A 22175-nucleotide genomic window follows, 5' to 3' on the forward strand; every position below is an offset into this window, starting at 1 on the left:
GGATGCGCCGAGGAGCGCAGGGTTTGGCGGATCAGGGCTCGCGATTGTCTGAGCGAAGCGAGTTCGAGCGAGACCCCGCCAAACCCGAGCACCGCAGGTTGCCCCGGCGCGCAGCGGCGGGGACGCAGACAGTGGGGTCGCCCTTTCTTTGGTTCCTTTCTTTCGGCTACGCGAAAGAAAGGGACTCGCCTGCCGGGCGACTCCCGGCCTCCGCCCTCAAAGAAGGCAAGCCATTCGATGCGCGCAAACCCACAGACTCAGCACGCGCAACAGATGCATGAAGCCGTCAACTTCCGCCGGCGATCTCCCGTCCCGTAACTAGGAAAACACTATAAAAATCATAGCTGCCAAGCCATGGAACACCAGCGCATCCAGCCAAAAACACCCAAAACTCACCCCGCAGGCAGCCGCATCCCCACCCGCAACCCCTTCGGCACCACCCCCTCCGCCACGGTCCGCCCCCCGTGCCGCAGCGCGATCTCTTCCACGATCGACAGCCCCAGCCCACACCCCCCCGCCTTGTCCGACCCGCGCCAAAACCGCGCAAACAAATCGCCCAGGTGCTCGGCCGGTACGCCCGGCCCGTCGTCCTCCACCACCAACAGTGCCCAGTGCCCGGGCTCCTCGTGGCCCACGCGCACCGTCACCGTGGCGCCGGGGCCTGCGTAGTGCAGTGCGTTGTCGATGAGGTTGTTCAACGCCTCGCGCAGCAGCAGCGGGTGGCCCTGCGCTGGCAGGTGGTCCACGCCTTCGTAGCCCAGGTCCATGCCCTGGGCCAGGGCGCGGGCGGCCCATTCGCGGGCTACCTCGCGGGCCAGGGCGGCGAGGTCGATGGACTGCATCTCCACGTTCGACTCCGAGCGCGCCAGCTGCAGCAGCTGGTGCACCAAGTGGGCGCTGCGTTGCGCGGCCGACAGCACCTTTTGCAGGCGGGCCTGCACTGCGGGTTCGTGGCTTTCGTGCAGGGCCAGCTCGGTCTGGCCGATCAGGCCGGCGAGCGGCGTGCGCAGCTGGTGGGCGGCGTCGTTCAGAAAACGCTTTTCCTTTTGCTGACCACGCGCCACGGTCTCCAGCAGGCGGTTGATGGTGGTGGCCAGCGAATGCACTTCCTGCGGGGCAGAGGTGAGCTCGATGGGTGGCAGCGGCGTGGTGCCTGTGTGCGGCTGTGCGCCGGCACGTTCAATTTGCGCCTCCAGGCGCTTGAGGGGTTGCAGGCCGCGCAGCACGCCGGCGTACACCACGGCGCTCAGGGCCAGGCCCATCAGGCCCATGGGGAACACCATGCGCTCCAGCAGCTCCTGCGCAATGCGCTCGCGCACCGTGAGGCTCTGGGCCACCTGCACGCGCAGGCGCTGGCGGGTGGAGGCGGTGCCGTAGTCCACGTCCAGCAAGGCCACGCGCACCGGTTTGTCGTCCACCCGCGCCTGGTACAAAAACGCCTCGCCCACCGCCACATCGACTTGGGCGGGCGGTGCTGGCAGCTGCGCGTTGCCCAGCAGAAAGCGGCCGGGTGGGGACGACACCATGTAGGTGATGCGGTCGGCTGGGTCCTGCTCCAGGATGTCCTGCGCGGCCTTCGGAAAGTCCACCAGCAGCCCATCGCCAATCGGCTTGATCTGCCGCGCCAGCGCACGCACCGACTGGGTCAGCGTCTGGTCAATGCCCTTCTCGCCGTTCTGCAGCGCAATGCGCCACGCCAGAAACCCACCCGACAGCCACAGCACCAGCTGCGGCAGCAGCAGCCACAGCAGCAGCTTGCGTTGAAGAGAAACACCCGGGACGTGACGCATGGATGGCCGTAAAAATTAAACGGCGCGCGTCTTGCAACTGGCGCGACCAAGGCCAGTGCCGCCGCGCAAGGGCCGCCCCGCCGCGCTGGCGGCGTCCCCCCCACGGGGGGAAGATGCGCAGCATCTCAGGGGGGGCTTCATGGCTTATTCAGCATGTACCCCAGCCCCCGGATATTGCGGATCACCAGGTTGGACTGGTCGAGCTTCTTGCGCAGGCGGTGCACATACACCTCCAGCGCGTTGGAGTTCAGCGGGGCGGCGGTCTGGCCGGGTTCGGGCGGGCTGGCGCGCCAGGCGGCCAGCACGTCGTCGCGGGTGACGACTTCGCCGCAGCGGTGGGCCAGCAGCTCCAGCAGCTCCCACTCGCGCTGGGTCAGCTCCAGCAGGTCGCCGTTCAGCGCGGCGGAATGGCTGGCGTGGTCCAGCACCAGCGGGCCGATGGTGGTGTTGGCAACGCCCGCCGCGCTGCTGGCCTGGGTGAAGGCGGGCTGGCGTGCGCGGCGCAGCATGGCCTGCAGGCGGGCCTGCAGCTCCTGCATGTTGAAGGGCTTGGTGATGTAGTCGTCGGCCCCGGCGTTCAGGCCCAGCACGCGGTCATCGACGCCGTCGCGGGCGGTGAGGATCAGCACGGGCAGGCCGGCAATGTGCGCGCGGGCCCAGGTCAGCAGTTCCATGCCGTCGGCGCCGGGCAGGCCCAGGTCCAGGATGATGCCGTCCACTGCCTGCGTCTGCAAAAGTGCCATGGCCTGCGCCACGCTGCTGGCGGTGCAGACGCTGTAATCGAGTTGCTTGAGCTGGCCGGTGAGAGCGTCGAGCAGGAGGGCGTCGTCTTCGACAATCAGTATCGTGGCCATGGATTGAGCATAACAAAGGCCCCCGCAACGGCCCCGCTGTGGGGCCGCTGCGACTCTCAGGGAAAGCCCTGAGAATTAAATTAATTATTGTAATTAAAGTACCGACTGCGCTGAACGGCACCGGTATCACGGCGCAGCAACGGATTCTGGAAAACAACGTCGAGGAGACAAGGGTATGTGGAAGATGACAAAGATCGCCGCACTGGCGGTGGGCCTGGCGGCCGCGATGTCTGCCAGCGCAGGGGAGGTCGAGGTCCTGCACTACTGGACATCGGGCGGCGAGGCCAAGTCGGCCGCCGAGCTCAAGAAGATCATGCAGTCCAAGGGCCATACCTGGCGCGACTTTGCCGTGGCCGGCGGCGGTGGCGACAGCGCCATGACGGTGCTCAAGAGCCGCGTGATCTCTGGCAACCCGCCCTCGGCCGCCCAGGTCAAGGGCCCGGCCATCCAGGAATGGGCGTCCGAAGGCGTGCTGGCCAATGTCGATGCGCTGGCCAAGACCGAGAAGTGGGACGATGTGCTGCCCAAGGTGGTCGCCGACGTGATGAAGTACAAGGGCAGCTACGTGGCCGCCCCCGTCAACGTGCACCGCGTGAACTGGCTGTGGGCCAGCTCCGATGCGCTCAAGAAGGCGGGCGTGGCCAGCATGCCCAAGACCTGGGACGAATTCTTTGCCGCCGCCGACAAGCTCAAGGCCGCAGGCCTGATCCCGGTGGCGCATGGTGGCCAGAACTGGCAGGACTTCACGACCTTTGAATCCGTGGTGCTGGGCGTGGGCGGTGCCAAGTTCTACCAGGACGCGCTGGTCAAGCTGGACGACAAGGCCATCAACAGCGACACCATGAAGAAGTCGCTGGAGACCTTCCGCCGCATCAAGACCTATACCGACCCCGGCGCTCCCGGCCGCGACTGGAACCTGGCCACGGCCATGCTCATCCAGGGCAAGGCGGGCTTTCAGCTGATGGGCGACTGGGCCAAGGGCGAGTTCATCGCCGCCAACAAGGCGCCGGGCAAGGACTTCCAGTGCGCAGCGGCACCGGGCACGGCCAACGCGTTCACCTTCAACGTGGACTCGTTCATCCTGTTCAAGCTCAAGGACGCAGCAGCACAGAAGGCGCAGAGCGACCTGGCCAGCTCCATCATGAGCCCTGAGTTCCAGGAGGTGTTCAACCTCAACAAGGGCTCGATCCCTGTGCGCACCGGACAGAAGATGGACAAGTTTGACGACTGCGCCAAGCTGTCCAGCAAAGACTTTGCCGACACTGCCAAGAGCGGTGGCCTGGTGCCCAGCGTGGCCCATGGCATGGCGATTGCGCCTGCCACCGAAGGGGCGATCAAGGATGTCGTCAGCCAGTTCTGGAACGACGACAAGGTGAGCGTCGCCGACGCCATGAAGAAGATCGCGGCCGCCGCGAAGACCAAGTAAGCCGTGTACGACACACGTACCTACACGCACTAAAACCAACCCCAGAGGGATCCCATCATGAAGACAAGAAACCGCCTCACGGCGGTGGCTTTGGCCGCCGCATGCGCGAATGGCGCCTTTGCTATGGACGTAGCAGGCTTTGAGTTCAACGGCTACTCCCGCGGTGGCCCGGTGTTCAACCACTCCGACGGTGTCAAGGGCAACCTGACGCTGGGCGGCGAGCTGCAGAAGTACCGCCTGGGCAACGAGGGTGACAACGGCATCGAAGTCAACTTTGCCAAGGGCTTCGAGGCCGGCGGCATCAACTGGAAGGTGAACTACATGCCCGCCAAGTGGGGCAGTGGCGACATCAGCACCGAACAGGCGTTTGTGGAAATGAGCGGCTTCTCGTTCTCGCCCGAGGCCAAGTTCTGGGTGGGCCAGCGCCGCCTGCGGATTCAGGACGTGCACATCGTCGACTACTTCCTGCTGAACTACGGCGACAACGTCGGCGCCGGCGTGACCGACGTGCCTGTGGGCGGCATGAAGCTGGGCGTGGGCGTGTTCTCCGGCGACAAGTTTGACGGCGGCCTGCCCAACAACGTGAAGGCACACCGCATCAACGCCGACCTGTCTGACATCAACACCAACCCCGGCGGCAAGCTGCGGGTGCTGCTGACGGCCGTGGGGGGCAAGAACCAGGTGGGCGGTGGCTCGGGCTCTGGCATTTCGTTGATGCACACGCAGAAGGAGTTCCTGCTGCCCAGCATCACCAACACGCTGTACCTGCAGACATCGCGTGGCCATGCCCGTATCGACGGGGAGTTTGAGGCCATCGAGGGCACCAGCGCAGGCAAGCGCGCCACCCGCATCGCCGACTCCATCAATTGGCAAAGCGGCCCGTTTGGCGGCCAGGCCCTCATTGGCTACCAGACCAACAAGGCTGACCTGACCGGCGTGGAGACCAAGGACTTCTCGCTGGGCGGCCGTGGCTCGTACGCGTTCACCAAGAACTTCAAGGGCCTGGTGGAACTGTCCACCACCACCCGCAAGGGCAGTGGTCCGGACCAGCGCCTGTCCAAGGTCACGCTGGCGGGTGCCCTGGCACTGAATGAAGACTTCTGGTCGCGCCCCGAGCTGCGTCTGTATGTGACCAAGGCCAACTGGAACCAGGCGGCGGCGGTGGCCAACGCAGGCACCTTTGGCGCCAATGGCAAGACCTCGCGCACGCTGGTGGGCGTGCAGTACGAGGTGTGGTGGTAAGAACCTGCTCAAGATCTTTTCGGGGTCGCACAAGTACCTTGCCGGGATGGGGTGCAAGGCGCGGTGCGCAGCCAATAGCCCGTGCTATTGGCAAGCGCCGCAACGCCGCAGACCGCCCGGCAAGGCACTTGCCCGAAGGGTTGGAGTGAAATCGGGCGATTGGACGCCCCGGCTGCTTGCATGGGCATGAGCCCATGCGGCGCACCCGAAGCATCCACTCATCCCGATTGCACTCCAATGCGATCCCCGAACAGATTTTGAACAGGTTCTAAGTGAGTGAGTAGCGAGTGAGTTTGAGGTAAACACTTTGTTCATTGGGGGGTGCTCTGAGCGCACCCCCCTTTTTTCATGTGACACAAAGTGGATGTGTGAATGAGTGAAACGGTGGTTGAGTGATTGATCGAGACACCGCGTACAGCGCCTACCGCGCACGCAGCGTGTGCAGTGCTTACGCAAGAGAGATTCGCAAGCAATGAAGAATTCCTTTGAAACCTGGCTGCCCAGGCTGGTGGTGACCCCGGCGTTTGTGCTGGGTTTTGCCTTCATCTATGGCCTCATGGTGTGGAACGGCGTGCTCAGCCTCACCGCATCGCGCATGCTGCCCAACTACGAATGGGCGGGCCTAGCGCAGTACGAGCGCCTGTGGGAGATGGACCGCTGGTGGGTGGCCCTGAAGAACCTGGGCATTTTTGGCGTGGGTTACGTGGGTGGCTCGCTGGTGATTGGTGTGGTGCTGGCCGTGTTGCTGGACCAGAAGATCCGCGCCGAGGGCGCGCTGCGCACCATCTATCTGTACCCCATGGCGCTGTCGTTCGTGGTGACCGGCACGGCCTGGAAGTGGCTGCTGAACCCCGGTCTGGGCATCGAAAAGATGGTGCGCGACTTGGGCTTCACGAACTTTGAGTTTGGCTGGCTGGTGGACACCGAGATGGCCATCTACTGCGTGGTCATCGCAGGCATCTGGCAAAGCGCCGGGTTTGCCATGGCGCTGTTCCTGGCCGGGCTGCGCGGCATTGACGACAGCATCATCAAGGCCGCGCAGGTCGATGGTGCTTCGCTGCCGCGCATCTACTGGCGCATCGTGCTGCCCGCGCTGCGGCCGGTGTTCTTCTCCACGCTCATGGTGCTGTCGCACCTGGCCATCAAGAGCTTTGATTTGGTGATGGCGCTGACGGCGGGCGGCCCCGGTTTTGCCACCGATGTGCCCGCCACCTTCATGTACACCATGTCGTTCTCGCGCGGGCAAATTGGTCTGGGCGCGGCCAGCGCCACCATGATGCTGGCCACCGTCGCGGCCCTGGTGATTCCTTACCTTTACAGCGAACTGCGGACCAAAGCCCATGACCGCTAAGCCCTCCTTGTTCCCTTCTGTGGGCCGCCTGCTGGTCTACACGGTGCTGGCCCTGGCCACCGCCTTCTTTCTGCTGCCGCTGTACGCGATGCTCGTCACCTCGTTCAAAGACGCCGAGGAGATCCGCAGCACCTCGCTGCTGGCACTGCCCGCCGCGCTCAACTGGTCGGCCTGGGGCACGGCATGGTCCAGCGCCTGCACGGGGGTGGACTGCAACGGCTTGCGCCCCTTCTTCTGGAACTCGGTGGCCATGGCCGTGCCAGCGGTGCTCATCTCTACCGTGTGGGGCGCGCTCAACGGCTATGTTCTGAGCCTGTGGAAGTTTCGCGGCAGCGACACGCTGTTTGGCCTGCTGCTGTTTGGCGTGTTCATGCCCTTCCAGGTCGTACTGCTGCCCATGAGCCAGGTGCTGGGCTGGCTGGGGCTGTCCAGCTCCATCACCGGGCTGGTGCTGGTGCACTGCCTGGCCGGGCTGGCGGGTACCACGCTGTTCTTTCGCAACTACTACGCGGCCATCCCCAAGGAGCTGGTGAATGCGGCACGCATGGACGGCGCCAGCTTCTGGCAGATCTTCTGGCGCATCGTGCTGCCGCTGTCCACGCCCATCGTGATGGTCACGCTGATCTGGCAGTTCACCAACATCTGGAACGACTTTTTGTTCGGCGTGGTGTTCTCGGGCACGGAGTCCAAGCCCATCACCGTGGGGCTGAACAACCTGGCCAACACCAGCAGCAGCGTGAAGGCCTACAACGTGGACATGGCGGCCGCCATCATCGCCGGCCTGCCAACCATGGTGATCTACGTTCTCGCAGGCAAGTTTTTTGTGCGTGGCTTAACGGCTGGCGCAGTGAAGGGATAAATCATGGCTTCTTCATTGGATATCGCAGGTATCAACAAGCGCTTTGGCAAGGGCGACAAGAGCGTGGAAGTGCTGCGCAAGGTGGACATCCACGTCGCGCCCGGTGAGTTCCTTATCCTGGTCGGCCCCTCGGGCTGCGGCAAGTCCACGCTGCTCAACATCATTGCGGGGCTGGACGAGCCCACCGAGGGCGAGATCCGCATTGGCGGCAAGAACGTGGTGGGCATGCCCCCGCGCGACCGCGACATCGCCATGGTGTTCCAGAGCTATGCGCTGTACCCCACCCTGAGCGTGGCCGACAACATCGGCTTTGCGCTGGAGATGCGCAAGATGCCCAAGGCCGAGCGCCAAAAGCGCATCGACGAAGTGGCCGCCATGCTGCAGATCAGCCACCTGCTGGACCGCCGGCCCAGCCAACTCTCGGGCGGACAGCGCCAGCGTGTGGCCATGGGCCGGGCGCTGGCGCGCCAGCCGCAGTTGTTCCTGTTTGACGAGCCGCTGTCCAACCTGGACGCCAAGCTGCGCGTAGAGATGCGCGCCGAGATCAAGCGCCTGCACCAGGCCAGCGGTATCACCAGCGTGTACGTCACGCACGACCAGGTGGAGGCGATGACGCTGGGCTCGCGCATCGCGGTGATGAAGGGCGGCGTGGTGCAGCAGCTGGGCACACCGGACGACATCTATAACCGCCCGGCCAACACCTATGTGGCCACCTTCATCGGCTCGCCCACCATGAACCTGCTGCGCGGTACGGCCACGGGCGGGCAGTTTGGCATTCAGGGTGCGGCGCTGAACCTGGCCGCTCCCGCCAGTGCCAACGAGGTGCTGCTGGGCGTGCGTCCCGAGCACCTGGTGATTCAGGAGACCGCTCCCTGGCGCGGCCGCGTCAGTGTGGTGGAGCCCACGGGACCTGACACCTATGTGATGGTGGACACCGCCGCAGGCAGCGTCACGCTGCGCACCGACGCCCAGACCCGCGTGCAGCCCGGCGACGCCGTGGGCCTGGCGGTAGAACCCGCCAACGCCCACTGGTTTGACGCCAGCAGCGAGAATCGGCTGGCGTGAGCCGCGCGGCGTATGCGCCGCCCGGTCGTTGCATGTAGTGTGCTGTCCCGCAAATATCTGCACATGAAATCGCGTCCTCACCCCCAGGGCTGCGTTGCAAATCCTCGCGATAGCTACGGCTATCACTGCGGTTTGCGCCTTGCCCTGGGCGCGATGCCATCGATTTCATTTCTTGCAGCTATTTACGGGAAAGCACACTGGTTGCTATTGAAACAATAGCTGCTAGCGCATGTTCTACTAGCGCTAGCAACTGTTTTTGCTTAAAAACATCGCATGACACCCCTGCGCCTGCTGGCCGACATCGGCGGCACCAACATTCGCCTGGCCTGGCAAGACCAGCCCGATGGCCCCCTGCACGACACCCGTGTGTTGCCCTGCGCACAGTTCCCCACAGTGGATGCTGCCCTGTCGGCCTACCTGGCCGAGGTGAACATCGCTACGCCCCGCGAGGCGGCGTTTGGCATCGCCAACCCGGTCACGGGCGACGCGATCCGCATGACCAACCACAGCTGGAGCTTTTCGCAGCGCGCCGTGCGCGAGGCGTTTGGGTTTGAGCGGCTGGTGGTTATCAACGACTTCACCGCGCTCGCGCTGGCGCTGCCCCTGCTCACGTCCGCGCAACTGCGCCCCGTGGGCGGTGGCGAGGCCGTGCCGGGCGCCGCGATTGCGCTGCTGGGCCCGGGCACGGGCCTGGGCGTGTCCGGCCTGGTGTTTCCGCCCGGCTCCAGCCTGGGCGTGCCGCTGTCGGGCGAGGGCGGCCATGTCACGCTGGCCGCGCAGACCCAGCGCGAATTCGATGTGCTGGGCATCCTGCAAGAGCGCTACGGCCACGTGTCGGCCGAACGCGCCGTGTGTGGCGCCGGGCTGGTGGACCTGTACCACGCGCTGCGGCGGCTGGCCCAGCGCGGCGGCAAGGAGGTCAGCTCGGCCGCGCAGGTGACCGAGCTGGCCCTGCAAGCCAACGACCCGTTGGCGCTGGAGGCGCTGGAGCTGTTCTGCGGCTTCTTGGGCAGCGTGGCGGGCAATCTTGCGCTCACGCTCGGCGCGCGCGGCGGCGTGTTCATCGGCGGCGGCATGGTGCCGCGCCTGGGCACGTGGTTTGACCAGTCGCCGTTCCGCGCACGGTTTGAATCCAAGGGGCGGTTCCAGTCTTACCTGGCGACGATTCCCTGCTGGGTGATTGACCCCAGCGCCACACCCGCGCTGTTTGGCGCATCGCGTGCGCTGGACATTGCGGGCTCGGATGCATGAGCAGCGACAGCGCACCACCGCCCACGCTGCGGCCCATCGGCGTGCACCATGTGGCCGTCATTGCCAGCGACTACGCCCGCTCCCGCCGCTTCTACACCGAGGTGCTGGGCCTGCAGGTGGTGCACGAGCACTACCGCGCCGAGCGGCAGTCGTACAAGCTGGACCTGCAACTGCCCGATGGCACACAGGTAGAGCTGTTTTCGTTTCCGAACCCTCCTGCACGCCCGTCGTACCCCGAGGCCTGCGGTCTGCGCCATCTGGCCCTGCGCGTCGCCGACATGCAGGCCAGCGTAGCTGCCTTGGCCGCCCATGGCGTGGCCGTGGAGCCAGTGCGCACGGACCCGTTCACGGGCGCACTGTTCACTTTTTTTGCTGACCCGGATGGGTTGCCGATCGAGCTGGTGGAAGAGGGCAGGGCGCGGTAACCTGCACATCGCTGTAACGCCACAGCAACACGGAGTGGCCATTGCGCAGGCGCAGAGAGTGCGAACCTGCCTCCTGGATGCGGCCCTATTTCAACCACGCCTTGACGCGCGCCGACAACGCCTCGGTGCTGATCCCATAGCGGTCGTGCAGCGTGGGCAAAGCCCCCGCATCCAGGTAGGCATCGGGCAGCCCCGCCAGGCGGAACCGCGCGGGCTGCACGCTGTTTTGCAGCAGCGCGCTGGCCACGGCCTCGCCCAGGCCTCCGACCACCGAGTGGTTCTCCGCCACCACCACTAGGCGCGGCTTGCGCTGCACCTCGGCCAGGATGGTTGTTACATCGAGTGGCTTGATGGTGGGGCAGTGCAGCACGCCCACGCCAATGCGGTCGGTCTGCAGCGCCTTGGCCACCTCGAGCGCTCGCATGGTCAGGAAGCCGCTGGAGATGATGAGCACCTCGTCGCCATCCAACAAGCGCTTGGCCTTGCCCAGCTCGAACTGGTAGTCGTACTCGTCCAGCACCAGCGGCACATTGCCACGCAGCAGGCGCATGTAGACGGGGCCGTTGTGCGCGGCCATTTGTGGCACGGCCTGCTCGATGTCGAGGGCATCGCAGGGGTCGATGATGGTCAGGCCCGGGATGCCACGCATCATCGCCAGGTCTTCGGTGGCCTGGTGGCTGGGGCCGTAGCCGGTGGTCAGACCGGGCAGCGCGCAGCACATCTTCACGTTCAGGTTTTCTTCGGCGATCACCTGGTGGATGAAGTCGTACGCACGGCGTGTGCCAAACACGGCGTAGGTGGTGGCAAAAGGAATCAGGCCTTCCTTGGCCATGCCGCCCGCCGCGCCCATCAGCAGCTGTTCGGCCATGCCCATCTGGTAGAAGCGCTCGGGGTAGGCCTGCGCAAACAGGTGCAGGTCGGTGTACTTGGCCAGGTCGGCGGTCATGCCCACGATCTCGGGGCGGGTGGCGGCCAGTTCGACCAGGGCCTTGCCAAACGGTGCGGCCTTGACGCGCTGCCCTTCGCCCGCAATGGAGGCGATCATGGCGGAGGTGGTCAGGCGCGGTTTTTTCTCGGCAACGGTGTTCATGCGGCGACTCCTTCGGGGGCGTTCTGGTCGAGGATGGCGAGGGCCTGCTGCCACTCGGGCGGATCGACGCGGATGAAGTGGTTCTTGTCACGCGTCTCCAGGAAGGGCACGCCCTTGCCCATCAGCGTGTTGAACAGGATCACACGCGGCTTGGGCTCCGCCAGATGGCGGGCGGTGTCAAAGGCCGCCAGCACTGCAGCCAGGTCATTGCCATCAACACGCTGCACATGCCAGCCAAAGGCCAGCCACTTGTCGGCCAGCGGCTCGAAGCCCAGCACCTGGCTGCTGGGGCCATCGGCCTGCTGGTTGTTGATGTCCACCAGGCAGATCAGGTTGTCGAGCTGGTGGTGGGCGGCTGACATCGCGGCCTCCCAGGTCGAGCCTTCGTCCAGCTCGCCGTCGCTCATGGAGTTGTAGACGAAGGCGGGGTTTTTCTTCTGCTTGAGGCCCAGCGCCATGCCCACACCGATCACCAGGCCCTGGCCCAGCGAGCCGCCCGAGATTTCCATGCCCGGTGTGTACGTGGCCATACCGCTCATGGGCAGGCGGCTGTCGTCGCTGCCGTAGGTTTCGAGTTCGTCCTGCGGAATCACGCCGGCTTCGATCAGCGCTGCATAGTGGGCGATGGCGTAGTGGCCGTGCGAGAGCAGAAAGCGGTCACGGCCCTCCCAGGTGGGGTCTTGGGGTTGCAGGTTCAGCGCGTGGCCGTAGGCCACGGCCAGCACGTCGGCCCAGCCCAGGGCCTGGCCGATGTAGCCCTGGCCCTGAACCTCACCCATGCGAACGGCGTAGCGGCGGATGCGATGGGCGCACCGGGCCAGCGCCTGCAGTTTGTCTGCGGCGGAAGTCATGGAGTTCTCCTGTGTGAAAGCGGGGAAGAAAAGCGGTCAGCGAAGGATCGACGCCGGTACGTAAGACACCAGCGCCAGCACCAGGAAGGCCACGAAGTAGAACGGCCCGAGCTCGCGCACCGTCTGGCCCACCTTGACCTTGGCCAGCGCGCTGGTGATGAACAGCGTGGTGCCCACGGGCGGGGTGTAGAGGCCCACGGCCAGGTTCACCACCATCATGATTCCCAGCTGCACCGGGTCCATGCCAATGCTTTCGGCCAGGGGCAGGAACACCGGGGTCAGCAGCAACACGGCGGCCGGCAGGTCGATGAACATGCCGATGAACAGCATCAGCAGGTTCATGATCAGGATCACGATCCAGCCCTGGCTCACGTTCTGCTGGATCCAGTGGGCCACACCCGTGGGCATCTGGTCATAGGTCAGCAGCCAGCCGATGGCGGCAGAGGCCATGATCACCAGCAGCACCACGCCGGTCGCCAGGCCCGCATGCACCACGGCATCGTTCAGGCGCTTGAGCGACAGGTCGCGGTACACCACTACCGATACCGCAGCGGCGTACAGCGTGGACAACACGGCCACCTCGGTGGGTGTGGCAATGCCAAAGCGCAGGAACAACACGATCAGCACCGGCAGCAGCAGCGCGGGCGACGAGTACAGCAGGTGCACGCGGAATTCACTCCAGTTGATGGGCGTGGTGTCGCGCGGGAAGTTGCGGCGCTTGCCAACCCACCAGCACATGAACATGAAGCCCACGCACATCAGGATGCCGGGCAGGATGCCCGCGACAAACAGTGCCGCGATGGAGGCATTGGCCGTCAGGGCGAACAGAATCATCGGGATCGAGGGCGGGATCAGGATGTCGATGGTGGCCGCTGCAGCCAGCGTGGCGGCAGAAAAAGCGGGCGGATAGCCCAGGCGCTTGTGCCAAGGAATCAGCAGCGAGCCGATGGCCGAGGCATCGGCCACGGCCGAACCCGACACGCCACCGAACAGCGTGGACGACAGCACGCCCACCTGCGCGGGCCCGCCGTGAAAGCGGCCGATCAGCGTGCTGAGCACACCCACCAGCGCTGCCCCCAGGCGGCCGCCCATCATGAGCGAGCCGGTGAGCATGAAGAACGGGATCGCGATCAGCGGAAAACTCTGCACCTGCGCCACCATCTGCTGCACCAGCAGATCGAGCGGCACGCGGTCGGAGGTGGCGGCGGCCGCCATGGCCGCGACCAGCAGCGCATGGGCAATGGGCATGGCCAGCACGGCCGCGCCGAGAAAGACAAAAAGAATGAGGGCGCTCATGGTGAGATCCTTGGCAGGGGTGGCGGGGCTTACCAGTGCGCCTCGGGCACGGCGGTCTCGGCATCGGGGGCGCTGGGCACCGGTGGCGTGGCCCAGGCGTTCCAGGCCGACTTGAGCGCCAGCAGCGCCAGCATCACCAGCCCACCCATCACGCAGCCATAGGTGAGCGACCCGGGTACCTGCAGGATGGGCGACTTCTCGTCGTGCACGATCTCCAGCATCTGAAAGGTGGCCCGGGCGAGCGTGCCGTACAGCGCTGCCACCACCAGCCAGCTGCCGATGGCCGCCCAGCGGCGCAGCGCGGGCGGTACGGCGTCCATCAGAAAGCTGGTGGTGATGTGGGCACCGTGCGCTGCCGCCAGCACTACGCCAGACATGACCAGCCACGGAAACAGCAGCTCCGGCACCTCATTGGCCCATTGCAGGCTGGTGCCGGTGGCGTAGCGCAACACGGTGTTGGCCACCAGGATGATGAAGATGACGGACGTGCTGATCCACAGCAGCACTCGGCATACGCCGACAACGGCCCATTCGATGAGGTTCATCGGGAGACTCCTTGGGCTGCAGGGCCGGGGCCCGTGCAGCGGCTTCGGGAAAATGAGGACAGGCGCCGCAGCGCCCCGAACGGTCAGCGCGCGGCGGCGATGACTTTCTTGAGGTACGGGCCGATGGGCGTGGTCAGCCACTTGGCGTCCACCGCAGCCGTGGCCTTGGCAAATGCGGCCTTGTCCACCGTGGTCACTTGCACGCCCTTGGCTTTGAGGTCGTCCAGCAGCTTGTCGTCGGCCTCTTGCGACATCTTGCGCTGCAGTGCCGTGGCCTCGGCAGCCGCTTCGGTCACGGCCTTGCGGTCCGCGTCGGACAGGCGGTCCCAGGTGCGCTTGCTCATGAGGAATGGCGTCATCTGGAACATGTGGCTCGTCAGTGCCAGGTGCTTTTGCACTTCGTACAGCTTGCTGGCGTGGATGTTGACCAGCGGGTTCTCCTGCCCATCGACCACGCCCTGCTGCAGCGCCACGTACAGCTCGGCAAACTTGATCTGCTGTGCCTCTGCACCCAGCGCCTGCATGATGTCCACCAGCACTGCGTCAGGCGGGGTGCGCATCTTCAAGCCCTTCATGTCTTCGACCTTGGTGATGGGGCGTTTGCTGTTGGTCATGTGGCGGATGCCGTTGTCCCAATAGCCCAGCACCACCATGCCCTTGTCGGCCGACTTCTGTGCCAGCTCCTGGCCCAGCGGGCCGTCCAGCAGCTTGAAGGCCTGCGCGGGGGTCGAGAACATGAATGGCATGCCGTAGGCGGCGTACTCGGGCACAGCCACCGACACGGCGCCTTGCGAGTTCGCCGTCATGTCCAGCGCGCCGGTGCGCACGGCCGTGACCATGGCGGCGTCGTCGCCCAGCTGGGCCGAGGGCGCCACCTGCACCTCGATGCGGCCTGCGGTCTTGGCCTTGAGGGTTTCGGCGAATTTGACAGCGGCCTCGTGGCGAGGATTGCCGGGGGCGGCACCATGGCCCAGCGTGAGCTTCATGGTCTGTGCCTGGGCGAGCCCGGGCAGTGCCACTGCCAAGGCGGCGGCTGCCAACAAGGTGCGGGTGAAGGTTTTGCGTTGCATGGTTTGTCTCCTGGTTTATGTTTGTTGAGAGGTAGTGCAGGCGGTCAGTGGATCAGCATGCCGCCGTTCACATCGAGCGTGATGCCGGTGCAGTAGGTCGATAGCGGGCTGGCCAGGAACACGCAGGCGCCGGCAATGTCATCGGCCCGGCCCAGGCGGGCCAGCGGAATGGTCTCCGCGATCTCGGCCTTCTTCTCTTCGGTGAGTTTGCCTTTGATGATGTCCGTGCCGATCAGCCCGGGCGTGATGCAGTTGACGCGGATGTTCTCGGGACCGAACTCGCGGGCCATGGCACGGGCCAGGCCCAGCACGCCCGCCTTGGCGGCCGAGTAGTGGGGCCCGCCCAGAATGCCGCCGCCGCGCTGGGCCGACACCGACGAGATGCAGATGATGGAGCCGCTTTGCTGCGCGCGCAGTGTGGGCAGCACGGCCTGGGACATGTACAGCGTGCCGCGCAGGCTGACGTTGAGAATGCGGTCGTAGTCGGCGCCGGTGATCTCCAGCGTCTTGACGGGCTGGGTGATGCCGGCGTTGTTGACCAGCGTGTCGATGCGGCCGAAATGCGCACGCACCTGGGCGGCAGCGGCTTCGCACGATGCCTTGTCGGTCACATCGGCCACCAGGCCCAGGTGGCCCTCGCCCAGCCGCGCGGCGGCGCCTGCGGGGTCGGCGGCTTCGAGGTCGAGGATGGCGACTTTGGCGCCTTGCTCGGCCATCAGGCGGGCGGTGGCAAACCCGAGGCCGTTGAGTCCCGCCCCGCCGGTAATGATGGCAACCTGGTCCTTGAGCAGCATGTGTTTTGTCTCCTGTGGTGTGAAGGTGCAGGAGACTTGCGCGCTGCCCGTGAGGGCGGCTGTCAAAGCGGTGTCTCCTGTTCTGGGAGCCGATTCTCAAAGCCGCTCAAGATGATGACAAGCGATGAATCATCAGCGTAAGATGACATTCCGTCATCTAACGTCAGGGTTCACCCCATGCCCACCTTGCCGCCCATTGCCAATCTGCAGGCCTTCGAGGCCGTGGCACGCCGCCGCAGCTTTGCGCTGGCAGCGGCGGAGCTGAACCTCACGGCCTCGGCCATCAGCCACCAGGTTTCGCGGCTGGAGGCGCAACTGGACATTCGCCTGTTCGAGCGCAGCGCCCACGGGGTGCGCCTGAGCCCTGCGGGCGAGCATTACCTGATGCATGTGGGGGCTGCGCTCAACGCCATTGCCACGGCCACCGACGATTTGCGGCATGGCATCCGCAACAGCCTGTATGTGCACACGGCACCCAGCATCGCCAGCCTGTGGCTCATGCCGCGCCTGCACCGCTTTGCACAGGCCTACCCAGAGATATCGCTCAACCTCTCAGCCGCCCACACGCCCAGCGATTTCGCGCTCGGCCAGGCCGACATCGACATCCGCTATGGCATTCCGCAGTGGGGCGATCTGGTGGTGGAGCCGCTGTTCGAGGAAGCGATCGTGCCGCTGGCCAGCCCGGCCTTCATCAAGGCGCACAAGCTCAAGCGCGCGGAACAGCTGCTGGACCTGCCGCTGATCCAGAGCAATGTGAGCATCGTGCAGTGGTCGGACTGGTTTGGCCGATTCACCAAGCTGCGGGCGCCCGACCGTTTCTCCCTGCGGTTTGACCGCGCCCAGATGTCGCTGGATGCCGCCACGCAGGGCCTGGGCGTGGCCTTGGAGAGCGCCGTCAACGCAGGCGGGCACTTGGCCGATGGCCGACTGAAGGCCCCGTTCGGCATGGACCAGGCTGTGGGGGTGAAGGCGCATTTTGCCGTCTACCCCGAGCGGCACGCCAAGCGTCCGGCGGTGGAGGCCTTCCTGTCGTGGCTGCACAGTGAGGCTGCGCAGACCTGAAGAAAACAAGGCCCAGCGACCGGGGCTGCGAATGTCTGCAGCCACCGGTGACAAGGCTCTCACATCTCCTCGCTCCAGCAATACCCGTCGCGCGCAATCATCGCGCTGGCGGCACGCGGGCCCCAGCTACCGGCGGGGTAGGGGCGCGGGCCTGCCGGGTCGTTCTTCCAGTACTGCAGGATGGGCTCTACCCAGCGCCAGGCTTCTTCCTGCTCGTCGCTGCGCACAAACAGGTTCAGGCGGCCCGCAATCACGTCGAGCAGCAAGCGTTCGTAGGCGCCCACGCGCTCGGTGCCAAAGCGCTGGTCAAAGTCCAGGTTCAGGTGCACCTGCGACAGCGCGGGTTCGGTCTGGTGCTGGGCGGCGCCCTGCGCCATCAGGTGCAGCTCCAGCCCGTCCTTGGGTTGCAGGTTGATCACCAGCCGGTTGGCGGCGCCTGCAGGCGTCTTGAAGATGGGGTGGGGCACGGGCCGGAAGTTGATGACGATGTGCGCGTCGCGCCCCGCCAGCCGCTTGCCAGTGCGGATGTAGAACGGCACGCCCGCCCAGCGCCAGTTGCTGATCTCGGTGCGCAGCGCCACAAAGGTCTCGGTGGTGCTGCTGGCGGCCACGCCCTTTTCTTGCGCGTAGCCGGGCACGGGCTGGCCCTGGTGGTTGCCGGCCGCGTACTGCCCACGGATCACATGCTGACCGATGGTCTCCAGCGTCCAGGGCTTGAGCGACTGCAGCACCTTGAGCTTTTCGTCGCGGATGGCGTTGGCGCTGGAGTTGATGGGCGGCTCCATGCCGATGGCGCACAGCAGCTGCAGCGCATGGTTTTGCACCATGTCGCGCAGCGCGCCGGTTTGGTCATAGAACGCGCCGCGCGACTCCACGCCCAGCTCTTCGGCAATCGTGATCTGGATGTTGGCAATCGTCTCGCGGCGCCACAGGGGTTCGAACAGCGCGTTGCCAAAGCGCAGCGCAAACAGGTTCTGCACCGAGGGCTTGCCCAGGTAGTGGTCGATGCGGAAGACCTGTTCTTCCTTGAGCACGCGACGCAGAGTGTCGTTGATGGCCTGGTTGGACTGCAGGTCGTGGCCCAGGGGCTTTTCCAGCACCACGCGGGTGGTGGGGCCGTTCAGGCCCACGGCGGCGATCTGCTCGCACACGTTGGTGAACAGGCTGGGCGCGGTCGCCACGTACATCACCACCGAGTCGGCGCCGCGCGCTTTCAGTGTCTCGGCCAGGCGCTCGTAGTCCTGGGTTTTGGACAGGTCCATGCGCAGGTAATGCAGCAGTGCCGCGAAGCGTGCAAACTCGTCCGGGCTGGGGCGCTTGGCCAGTTCCACGCTGTCGAACCGCGACTGGATCAGGCTGCGGTATTGTTCGTCGCTCAGGTCGTCGCGTGCGACCGCGATGATGCGCCCCCCCTCAGGCAGCGTGCCATGTCGGAATGCCTGAAACAATGCGGGCATGAGCTTGCGCCAGGCAAGGTCGCCGGTGCCGCCGAACAGGACGAGGTCAAAACTCATGGTGTCTCCGTGATGGGGTGGTTCGTTTTGTTGCGTGAGATTGTAATCACGTTACATGATTTTCCAAAGAATGCTGCCTTGTTACTACTGCGTGTAACTCAAAAGAACCTGCCAATAAGCCATTTGATTGTGTAATCAAGTTACTATCTCGGCGCTTTTCACCCTACCTGTTTGATGACCATGCCCCTCCGTTGCGACCAGTCTGCGCTGTGGCCCCAGTTGGCCGCCCACTACGCCTCCCATGGCCAGCACCTGGACATGCGCCAGGCGTTTGCGCAGGACGCCCAGCGGTTTGCCGCCTTCAGCCAGTCGGCCCCGCATGTGTTTGCCGACCTGTCCAAGAACCTGTGGGACCGCGATACCGAAGCGTTGCTGCTGGACCTGGCCCGCGACTGCGGCCTGGTGCAACACCGCGATGCGATGTTTGCTGGCGAGGCCATCAACACCACCGAAAACCGCGCCGTGCTGCACACGCTGCTGCGCCGCCCTGCAGGCGTGGCCCTGCCCGGTGATGTGCCCGAGACCGCGCAGCGCCTGGCCGATGTGCACCACACGCTTGACGCCATGCTGCAGTACGCCGAGCGGGTGCGCAGCGACGCAGCCATCACCGACGTGGTGAACATCGGCATCGGCGGGTCGGACCTGGGCCCGCACATGGCCGTGCGTGCGCTGGAAGAGTTCCGCATCCCCGGCAAGCGCTTTCACTTTGTGTCGAACGTGGACGGGTACGAGCTGCACCATGTGCTCAAGGGCCTGCGGCCCGAGAGCACGCTGTTCCTGGTCGCGTCCAAAACCTTCACCACGGCCGAGACCATGACCAACGCGCGCTCGGCGCTCGCGTGGTTTGCTGCCCAGGGCGGTCGCGATGTAGCCCGCCACTTTGCGGCGCTCACCACCAACATCGAAGCCGCTGGCGCCTTGGGCATCACCACCACCTTCGGTTTCTGGGACTGGGTGGGCGGCCGTTACTCGCTGTGGTCGGCCATTGGCCTGCCGATCGCCATCGCGATTGGTGCGCAGGGGTTCCGCGACTTCCTCGCGGGCGCGCATGCCATGGACGAGCATTTCCGCACCGCGCCGCTGGCGCAGAACCTGCCCGTGCGCCTGGGCCTGCTCGATGTCTGGTACCGCAACTTCCACGGCTTCACCAGCCGCTGCATCGCGCCGTACCACGCGGCGCTGGGCCGCTACTCGGCCTACCTGCAGCAGCTGGAGATGGAAAGCAATGGCAAGCGCGTGGCACAAGACGGCAGCACGCTGGCGTGCGTGACGTCGCCCGTGCTGTGGGGCGAGCCCGGCACCAATGGTCAGCACGCGTTCTTTCAGATGCTGCACCAGGGCGCCGACGTGCTGCCGCTGGAGATTGTGGCCGTGCGCAAGGCATCACACCCGCTGCCGGGCCACCAGCAAAAGCTGCTGGCCAACGCGCTGGCGCAAACGCAGGCGCTGATGGTGGGCAAGGCCAGCGACGACGGGCACCGGCACTTTCCCGGCAACCGCCCCAGCACGCTAATGCTGCTCGACTCCCTTACCCCCACCTCGTTGGGCGCATTGATTGCGCTGCAGGAGCACCGCGTGTTTGTGAGCGGCAGCCTGTGGGGCATCAACAGCTTTGACCAATGGGGTGTGGAGCTGGGCAAGGTGCTGGCCAAGGACATCGAGGCGCGCCTGGAGAGCGGTGATGTGGCCGGACTCGATGGCTCCACGGCGGGCCTGCTGGGCCTGCTGCGCAACGCGGCCTGACCTTCACGGCACCGCACCGTCCTCGGGGTAGCGCGGGCACGAGACCAGGCGCCCCACCGGCAGAAACCAGCGCGGTTTCTTGCCCACAGCCCACAGATCAGGAGACACATGCCATGGCGATTCCGCCCCTACCAGACTTCCGCTCCGCTGCCTTTTTGCGCCAGCATCTGCGGGACACCATGGCGTTCTACGACCCCGTGGCCACCGACCCGAGCGGCGGGCAGTTCCATTTCTTTCTGGACGATGGCACGGTCTACAACCCTCGCACCCGCCACCTCGTCAGCGCCACGCGTTTTGTAATCACGCATGCCATGCTCTATCGCACCACGGGCGATGAGCGCTACCAGGTGGGCATGCGGCACGCGCTCACGTTCCTACGCACAGCGTTCCTCGATCCTGCGACGGGCGGCTATGCTTGGCTGATCGATTGGCAGGATGGCCGCGCCACCATACAAGACGCCACACGCCACTGCTATGGCATGGCCTTTGTGATGCTGGCCTATGCCCGCGCTTGCGAGGCCGGAGTGCCCGAGGCCCGGGATTGGCTGGCTGAGGCTTTTCAGACGGCTGAGAAGCATTTCTGGCAACCCGCCGCTAGCCTGTATGCCGACGAGGCCAGCCCCGTTTGGCAACTCGCAGGCTACCGGGGCCAGAACGCCAACATGCACGCTTGCGAGGCCATGATCTCGGCCTTCCGTGCTACGGGCGAGCCTCGCTATATCGAGCGTGCCGAACAACTCGCGCAAGGTATTTGCCAGCGGCAGGCCGCGCTGTCCACCGTCGCCCTCGCTCCCGCCGCTGAAGGGTGGGTTTGGGAACACTTCCACGCCGACTGGTCCGTGGACTGGGACTACAACCGCCACGACCGCAGCAACATCTTCCGCCCCTGGGGCTACCAGATCGGCCACCAGGCCGAATGGGCCAAGCTGCTGCTGCAACTCGACGCCTTGCTGCCCGCCGACTGGCACCTGCCCTGTGCGCAGCGCCTGTTCGATACCGCTGTGGAGCGGGGCTGGGATGCCGAGCACGGCGGCCTGTATTACGGCATGGCGCCCGACGGTAGCATCTGCGACGACGGCAAATACCACTGGGTGCAGGCCGAGAGCATGGCGGCTGCTGCAGTGCTGGCTGTGCGCACGGGCGATGAGTGCTACTGGCAGTGGTACGACCGCATCTGGGCCTACTGCTGGGCCCACTTTGTAGACCACCAACACGGCGCGTGGTTTCGCATCCTGCACCGCGACAACCGCAACACCACCCGCGAGAAGAGCAATGCGGGGAAGGTGGACTATCACAACATGGGGGCGTGTTATGACGTCTTGGGAGCGCTGGGGCTGGGGGCTGAGAAGGGCTGACCACCAGCGAGTCAATCTATCGACGTAAGCTCACCGCATCGGAACCATCCGGTCCAGCAGGAGAGGAAACATGGAAGTCGGTTTGCTGACCCCGGCGCAACAGGAGCAGATGGTGGACTTGCTGCTTGCGCTGCATGATCACTACCACCCGGGCTGTGCGCTCGACCGGGTCCTTGTGTGCAACCACCTGTTGGACAACCTGTGCGGACCCCACTCTCAGATTCGGCTGGTGACGGCAGAAATCGGCGGCGAGTTGTTGGGGTTTGCCGCCATTTACCTGGTGTATTCGTTGGTGGAGCCTGAGCCCGCCCACCAGCGGCAGTGTGTACTTAAGGAGCTGTTTGTTTCTCCGCACCATCGGAGCCAAGGTATTGGCCTGGCGTTGATGCAATGGGTGGCGCGATACGCGCTGGACAACGGTTGTGGTCGCATCGACTGGTCGGTCAAATCGACCAACGCCCGTGGCATTGCGTTTTACGAAAGCCTGGGTGCAAGGTTGGTCAGTGACCGCCTCAGCTATCGGATGGTGCGTGAGGAGATCGGCGCGTTGACGGGCTGCTGATGGAGCCATGGCCTTTGTCCCCCACCGTGA

The 22175-nt window shown here is 65.2% G+C and carries 20 protein-coding genes; 11 read left to right on the top strand and 9 right to left on the bottom strand.

What is annotated here, in order from left to right:
- Positions 1–392 precede the first annotated feature (392 nt).
- A complete protein-coding gene (locus ACODSU_RS04910; protein WP_488840561.1) occupies positions 393–1790 on the bottom strand; it encodes a sensor histidine kinase in 1398 nt (465 codons plus the stop codon).
- A 137-nt stretch (positions 1791–1927) separates the two neighbouring features.
- Entirely contained in the window at positions 1928–2644 is a 717-nt protein-coding gene (locus ACODSU_RS04915) for a response regulator transcription factor (protein ID WP_015012608.1), read from the bottom strand.
- A 175-nt stretch (positions 2645–2819) separates the two neighbouring features.
- Here ACODSU_RS04915 and ACODSU_RS04920 point away from each other — a divergent pair, with 175 nt between their 5' ends.
- The 7 genes from ACODSU_RS04920 to gloA2 all read left to right on the top strand — a co-directional run bounded on the left by ACODSU_RS04920 (position 2820) and on the right by gloA2 (position 10263).
- The gene (locus ACODSU_RS04920) at positions 2820–4070 is read left to right on the top strand and encodes an ABC transporter substrate-binding protein (protein WP_015012609.1); all 1251 of its coding nucleotides are present in this window, start codon (positions 2820–2822) and stop codon (positions 4068–4070) included.
- Between the two features lie 57 nt (positions 4071–4127).
- A complete protein-coding gene (locus ACODSU_RS04925; RefSeq protein ID WP_488840563.1) occupies positions 4128–5312 on the top strand; it encodes a carbohydrate porin in 1185 nt (394 codons plus the stop codon).
- 472 nt (positions 5313–5784) lie between these two features.
- A complete protein-coding gene (locus ACODSU_RS04930) occupies positions 5785–6663 on the top strand; it encodes a carbohydrate ABC transporter permease (RefSeq protein ID WP_488840565.1) in 879 nt (292 codons plus the stop codon).
- Positions 6653–7522 (top strand): carbohydrate ABC transporter permease, encoded by an 870-nt coding sequence (locus tag ACODSU_RS04935; RefSeq protein WP_099731185.1) that lies wholly within the window; start codon positions 6653–6655, stop codon positions 7520–7522. The genes ACODSU_RS04930 and ACODSU_RS04935 overlap by 11 nt, the downstream gene beginning before the upstream one ends.
- A gap of 3 nt (positions 7523–7525) precedes the next feature.
- Positions 7526–8587 carry an ABC transporter ATP-binding protein gene (locus ACODSU_RS04940; RefSeq protein WP_488840567.1) on the top strand — a complete coding sequence of 354 codons (1062 nt, stop codon included), beginning with the start codon at positions 7526–7528 and terminating at the stop codon, positions 8585–8587.
- A gap of 273 nt (positions 8588–8860) precedes the next feature.
- Complete coding sequence (glk, locus tag ACODSU_RS04945) at positions 8861–9838, top strand: glucokinase (protein ID WP_110959789.1); 978 nt, start codon at positions 8861–8863, stop codon at positions 9836–9838.
- Positions 9835–10263, top strand: a complete 429-nt coding sequence (gloA2, locus tag ACODSU_RS04950) for an SMU1112c/YaeR family gloxylase I-like metalloprotein (RefSeq protein WP_488840570.1) — start codon at positions 9835–9837, stop codon at positions 10261–10263. Before glk ends, gloA2 begins: the two co-directional genes overlap by 4 nt.
- Before the next feature lie 85 nt (positions 10264–10348).
- Here gloA2 and ACODSU_RS04955 read toward each other — a convergent pair whose 3' ends face one another.
- From ACODSU_RS04955 to ACODSU_RS04980, 6 genes are all read right to left on the bottom strand, one after another.
- A complete protein-coding gene (locus ACODSU_RS04955) occupies positions 10349–11353 on the bottom strand; it encodes a transketolase family protein (protein ID WP_488840572.1) in 1005 nt (334 codons plus the stop codon).
- Positions 11350–12204, bottom strand: a complete 855-nt coding sequence (locus ACODSU_RS04960) for a transketolase (RefSeq protein WP_488840574.1) — start codon at positions 12202–12204, stop codon at positions 11350–11352. The genes ACODSU_RS04955 and ACODSU_RS04960 overlap by 4 nt, the downstream gene beginning before the upstream one ends.
- Before the next feature lie 36 nt (positions 12205–12240).
- Entirely contained in the window at positions 12241–13500 is a 1260-nt protein-coding gene (locus ACODSU_RS04965; RefSeq protein WP_056058450.1) for a TRAP transporter large permease, read from the bottom strand.
- Between the two features lie 29 nt (positions 13501–13529).
- Positions 13530–14045, bottom strand: a complete 516-nt coding sequence (locus ACODSU_RS04970) for a TRAP transporter small permease (RefSeq protein WP_110959784.1) — start codon at positions 14043–14045, stop codon at positions 13530–13532.
- 83 nt (positions 14046–14128) lie between these two features.
- A complete protein-coding gene (locus ACODSU_RS04975; protein ID WP_422848772.1) occupies positions 14129–15115 on the bottom strand; it encodes a TRAP transporter substrate-binding protein in 987 nt (328 codons plus the stop codon).
- A 44-nt stretch (positions 15116–15159) separates the two neighbouring features.
- Positions 15160–15909 carry an SDR family NAD(P)-dependent oxidoreductase gene (locus ACODSU_RS04980; RefSeq protein WP_060987653.1) on the bottom strand — a complete coding sequence of 250 codons (750 nt, stop codon included), beginning with the start codon at positions 15907–15909 and terminating at the stop codon, positions 15160–15162.
- Between the two features lie 177 nt (positions 15910–16086).
- On the opposite strand from ACODSU_RS04980, the gene ACODSU_RS04985 reads away from it, so the two are divergent.
- On the top strand, positions 16087–16971 hold the full coding sequence (locus ACODSU_RS04985; protein WP_488840577.1) for a LysR substrate-binding domain-containing protein: 885 nt from the start codon (positions 16087–16089) through the stop codon (positions 16969–16971).
- Between the two features lie 59 nt (positions 16972–17030).
- Here the strand turns inward: ACODSU_RS04985 and zwf are convergent, their stop codons facing one another.
- Complete coding sequence (zwf, locus tag ACODSU_RS04990; protein WP_110959780.1) at positions 17031–18485, bottom strand: glucose-6-phosphate dehydrogenase; 1455 nt, start codon at positions 18483–18485, stop codon at positions 17031–17033.
- Between the two features lie 174 nt (positions 18486–18659).
- Here zwf and pgi point away from each other — a divergent pair, with 174 nt between their 5' ends.
- The 3 genes from pgi (at position 18660) to ACODSU_RS05005 (ending at position 22145) form a co-directional block, all read left to right on the top strand.
- Positions 18660–20228, top strand: a complete 1569-nt coding sequence (gene pgi / locus ACODSU_RS04995; protein WP_488840579.1) for a glucose-6-phosphate isomerase — start codon at positions 18660–18662, stop codon at positions 20226–20228.
- Positions 20229–20341: 113 nt separating this feature from the next.
- Positions 20342–21583: an AGE family epimerase/isomerase gene (locus ACODSU_RS05000; protein ID WP_488840581.1), complete on the top strand. Its 1242-nt coding sequence runs from the start codon at positions 20342–20344 to the stop codon at positions 21581–21583.
- 70 nt (positions 21584–21653) lie between these two features.
- Positions 21654–22145 carry a GNAT family N-acetyltransferase gene (locus ACODSU_RS05005; protein WP_488840583.1) on the top strand — a complete coding sequence of 164 codons (492 nt, stop codon included), beginning with the start codon at positions 21654–21656 and terminating at the stop codon, positions 22143–22145.
- Positions 22146–22175 lie beyond the last annotated feature (30 nt).

The organism is Acidovorax sp. FG48 (genome assembly GCF_057809085.1).